Origin of the sequence: Desulfosarcina sp., assembly GCF_041551955.1 — a bacterium.
Taxonomy (GTDB): Bacteria; Desulfobacterota; Desulfobacteria; order Desulfobacterales; family Desulfosarcinaceae; genus Desulfosarcina.
In genome coordinates this window covers 1-3,270 of the sequence record NZ_JBFELV010000522.1, presented here as the reverse complement: position 1 = coordinate 3,270, position 3,270 = coordinate 1, and the positions used below count along the sequence as shown (strand labels likewise).

Annotated in this window: 1 protein-coding gene and 2 tRNA genes; all 3 read right to left on the bottom strand. The window is 53.3% G+C overall.

What is annotated here, in order from left to right; genetic code table 11:
- Positions 1-662 precede the first annotated feature (662 nt).
- A tRNA-Asp gene (locus ABYV26_RS23490) sits at positions 663-740 on the bottom strand.
- A gap of 23 nt (positions 741-763) precedes the next feature.
- Positions 764-839 (bottom strand) — tRNA-Val (locus ABYV26_RS23485).
- A 103-nt stretch (positions 840-942) separates the two neighbouring features.
- Positions 943-3,270: endopeptidase La (gene lon / locus ABYV26_RS23480; protein WP_372683782.1), on the bottom strand; the 2,328-nt coding region annotated here is incomplete at its 5' end.

Below are 3,270 nucleotides of genomic sequence, written 5' to 3'. Positions count from 1 at the left end.
GTATGATTATAGACTAAAGCAAAATAGTGAAAAATTCAGGCTGGTGACGGGTAAGCGCTGAAAACTTAACCTCGAGGCATTGACATGGTACCTATCCGTTACGTGACTTGAGTAATTCTTTTTCTATATCGAATGCCTATCATACTGTTTAAATGAAGAATATTCATCTTTTTTTCATTTTTTGTCGCGGTCTCAGGAACATATTGACAGCGAGAATCCCTTGAGAAATGTGAGGAGATTACCATCTGTAAAATATTTCGCAATCACAAACAAGAAATGGTGCTGAGTGAGCTTTAGGTTTATATTTAAGTTCAAGACTGAGATCTATATCGTATGATTTCTATCAACTCATCTGCACTTTATTGGATGCTGAGGTGGCGGTGACGGTGGCTGTTTCCTTGATTCATGTTTTCATTAAATCATGGCACTTCATAATACAAAACACACTTTTGTCGGATGAACCATATTGTTGGCGTGATCACCCCCTGCCGCTGTATTGACCATTGAAACATAGCTCTATTGGCTCCGAATCCTGAAAGAGTAATTTCGGCACTCGAAACTGGGCCAGAGGGCTGATGGCCCTTAGTCAAATTTTGTTGGGTATGTATTTTTAGACCATAAAAAAAGGGCTCACAATTTCTTGTGAACCCTTTACTATGTAGTGGCGGGAGCGACGAGACTCGAACTCGCGACCTCCGGCGTGACAGGCCGGCGTTCTAACCAAACTGAACTACGCCCCCGAAAGTGATATCAGCGTGTTGGCTGGTAGGCGGAACAGGGCTTGAACCTGTGACCCCCGGCTTGTAAGGCCGGTGCTCTCCCAACTGAGCTATCCGCCCGAATTTATAAAGAGCCTTCTTTCCCACACCGGCAAAAGAAGAAGTGCTTAGCTACCAATTCACCCTGACAAAGTCAAGCCCAAAATAAATAGGCTAACACTTTTTAATTGATGGATATCTGGGGTTGGTCGGAGCCGCCTTGTTCCACCGGGAGAGGCATGTCGTTGTTGGTGAAAAGCCGCTCACCTTGGCCCAGCACCAGTGCATGGACCAGCACCTCGTCCATGTGGTCCACCGTCACCACTTTCATCTGCCGGGTGACGACCTTGGGGATATCCTTCAAATCTTTCTCGTTTTCCTTGGGAATGATCACCTTACGGATCCCGCCCCGAAGGGCGGCCAGCATTTTTTCCTTCAGGCCGCCGATGGGCAGCACCCGCCCACGCAGGGTGATCTCGCCGGTCATGGCCACGTCCCGGCGAACCGGCCGGCGGGTCAACGCGGAAACCAGCGAGGTACACATGGAAATCCCGGCCGACGGGCCGTCTTTGGGAATGGCGCCTTCGGGAATGTGGATGTGCAGATCCAGCTCTTTGTAAAAATTCTTATGGATGCCCAGATTGTCGGATCGGGAGCGAACGAAACTGACCGCCGCCTGGGCCGACTCCTTCATCACGTCACCCAGCTTGCCGGTGATGCTGAGTTTCCCTTTTCCGGGCATGGTCAGCGTTTCCACGCACAACAGTTCGCCGCCAACCTGGGTCCAGGCCAGGCCGGTCACCAGGCCGATCTGATCCGTTTCCTCGATCTGGCTGATCTTGAATGGCGGCGGCCCCAGAAGGCTGGTGATGGTGGTGGCCGAGATAGTATGTTTTTTCTTGTCCTTCTGGTTGACCACTTTTCGCGCGGTCTTGCGGCAGATGGATGAGATCTCCCGCTCCAAGTTGCGCACACCCGCCTCACGGGTATAGCGCTGAATCATCATGTATATGGCCGCCTTGGAGAAAGCGATATTTTCGTCCTCGAGGCCATTGGCCAAGATCTGTTTGGGCACCAGGAACTGTTTGGCGATGTTGTATTTTTCCAGCTCCGTGTAGCCGGGCAGCCGGATGATCTCCATGCGGTCCTGCAGCGGCAGCGGGATGTCCGGCAGCGTGTTGGCGGTGGTGATAAACAAAATATCCGACAGATCGTAATCCATGTCCAGATAATGGTCGTTGAAGCTGTAATTCTGCTCCGGATCCAGCACCTCCAAGAGGGCGGATGACGGATCGCCTCTGAAGTCCATGCTCATCTTGTCCACTTCATCCAGGCAGAAGACCGGGTTGTTCACCCCGGCCTTTTTCAGGGACTGGATTATCTTGCCGGGCATGGCCCCGATGTAGGTGCGGCGATGACCCCGTATTTCGGCCTCGTCCCTCACGCCGCCCAGGGACAGACGCACGAACTTGCGCCCCGTGGCACGGGCAACGGATTTGGCCAGGGAGGTCTTGCCGACCCCGGGCGGACCCACCAGGCACAGAATGGGGCCGCGCAGTTTTTTCACCAGCGTCTGCACCGCCAGGTACTCGAGGATACGCTCCTTGGGTTTTTCCAGCCCGTAGTGGTCTTCGTTGAGAATTTTTTCCGCCTCGATCAGATCGTTGCGGATGCGGCTTTTATTGAACCACGGCAGGCTGATCATCCAGTCGATATAATTTCTCACCACCGTGGCTTCGGCCGACATGGGGGTCATGAGCTTGAGCTTTTTGAACTCCTGGCGGGCCTTGGTCGAGGCCTCCTTGGACATCCGCTTGCGCTTGATCTTCTTTTCCAGATCCTTTAGCTCGTCGCCCCCTTCATCTTCAGCCCCCATCTCCTTTTTGATGGCCCGCATCTGCTCGTTCAGGTAGTAGTTTTTCTGGGTCTTTTCCATCTGGTCCTTGACCCGGCCCTTGATCCGCTGATCCATCTGGTACACTTCCATTTCCAGTTTGATCAGCTTGACCAGCAGGGAAAGGCGCTTGCCCAGGTCGGCGGTTTCCAGCAGATTCTGTTTGTTTTCGAGCTTGAACGAGAAATGCGACGCCACCGAATCGGCCAGCTTTGACGGATCGGAAATGGCGGAAATCTTGGCGAGCAGTTCCTTGGAGATGCTCTTGTTGATGGCGGCATATTCGCTGAAGTCGTCAATCACCGCGCGCATCAGGGCTTCCACCTCGATGGTGTCACCGGGAATATCCGGCAGCATGGACAGCTCGACCTCAAAGAACTCGGGGTTGGGCACGTAGCTTTCGATTCGGGCGCGCTGTTTTCCTTCGATCAGTGCCTTGACGGTGCCGTCGGGAAGCCGCAGCAGCTGGAGCACGGTACCGATCACGCCCACATCGCAGATATCCTTTTCAGCGGGGTTATCCACGCCGGCATTTCTCTGGGTGGCCAGGAAAATGCGCTTGTCCTTGTTCATGGCGCTGGAGAGCGCACTGACGGACTTGTTGCGTCCGACAAAAAG